This is a genomic window from Streptomyces sp. NPDC049577, assembly GCF_040675635.1.
GTDB lineage: Bacteria > Actinomycetota > Actinomycetes > Streptomycetales > Streptomycetaceae > Streptomyces.
Window position 1 is genome coordinate 1 of sequence record NZ_JBFAPH010000632.1, and the last position, 1,354, is coordinate 1,354.

2 protein-coding genes and 1 pseudogene are annotated in these 1,354 nt (G+C 76.5%); 1 reads left to right on the forward strand and 2 read right to left on the reverse strand.

Translation table 11 applies throughout. The features are described from left to right. Window positions 1-194, forward strand: a 194-nt coding sequence (locus AB0K09_RS33400) for a YbaK/EbsC family protein (protein ID WP_366069141.1), incomplete at its 5' end; no start/stop codon positions are given. Between the two features lie 175 nt (window positions 195-369). On the opposite strand, the gene AB0K09_RS33405 is transcribed toward AB0K09_RS33400, so the two are convergent. Further along, entirely contained in the window at window positions 370-912 is a 543-nt protein-coding gene (locus AB0K09_RS33405; RefSeq protein WP_366069142.1) for a DUF2567 domain-containing protein, read from the reverse strand. An 86-nt stretch (window positions 913-998) separates the two neighbouring features. After that, window positions 999-1,354: pseudogene (locus AB0K09_RS33410) on the reverse strand (ABC transporter permease); the annotation flags it as partial.

The window sequence follows — 1,354 nt, forward strand, 5'->3', positions numbered from 1 at the left end:
CCACCGGCTACGTACGCGGCGGCATCTCCCCGCTGGGCCAGCGGCGCCGGCTGCGAGCCGCGCTCGACGCGTCGGCGCTGGACCACGAGACGATCTGCGTCTCCGCCGGGCGGCGCGGCCTGGAGGTCGAGCTCTCCCCCGAGGCGCTGCGCGCCCTGACGGGCGCGGTGGTGGCACCGATCGCGCGCGGCTGAGCCCTGGACACCTACCTGTGTCTTCGCTACGACGTGAAGGACAGGTCTCGTCCAGGGGAGGGGAACGCATGTCGAAGCGCACGCGCAAGCGCCGCTGGCGCCTGAAGAAGGGCCGGGCCAACCACGGGCGGCGGCCGGCGTGACTCGTGCGGGGGCTTCGCCCCCGCACTCCCGGTCACGGCAGCAGTTCCGGTTCCGGATCCCTCGGCGTGAACAACGCCGTCAGGCCCAGGTGCGCCGCCATCGCCGCCAGGGGCCACGCCAGCAGCGCCCCCTTCGCGCCCAGCTTCAGCGGCGCGTCGAAGACGACGCCCTTGCCGACCGCGCGCGCGTGGGCCGCCACGTCGGCCGTGGGGCCGAGCCAGACGCCGAGGCGCCAGCCGAGCACCGCACCGAGCAGGGAGCCGATGGCCAGGCCCACGACGATCGGGATGCCGCCCGCGCGGCGCAGGAAATAGACCGCGGCCGCGCTCAGCACGCCGAAGCCCAGGCCGAGGAAGACGAAGGTGCCGTCGGCGCCGATGGCCTGCTCGCCCTCGGAGTTCTTGAGGTAGACCGCCTTGCCGTCGGAGATCAGCGGTACGCGCGGGGCCAGCCAGAGCCAGAGCAGGCCGAGGAGCAGCCCGGCGGCGCCGACCGCCGCGAGGACGATCGCGCCCCGGGCCAGATCGGCGCGGGTGGCGCCGGGGGCGGCGGCCTCGGGGCCGGGGGCGTCCAGGGAGTGCGGGGTCAGCGGTGCGGTCACCTTGCCATCGTGCCAGGTGGGCGCGGGCGCCTGGGCGCCAGGACCGTCCTCGCGGCGCGTCACCGGACGGCCGCCCGGCGATACGCCCAGGTGGCCACGGCCAGCGAGGCCACGCCGACGGCCGCGCACACGCCCAGATCGGCCGCCGTCAGCAGCCAGTCGGGGTGCGCGTCGAAGCTGCGGGCCAGCGCCTCCACGCCGTACGTGGAGGGCAGCAGGTCGCGCGCGTAGGCGATCGGGGCCGGCATGTGGGCCGGCGGGAGCACGCCCAGCAGCAGCGCGGCCGACATGCCCAACTGGCCGCAGAGCGTGGCGAGTTCCTGGCGCGGCGCCAGCAGCCCGAGCGCGGCGCCGAGCCCGGCGAGGGCCGCGCCGGAGAGCGGGACGACGGCGGCGAGCACCCACAGGTGCGCCA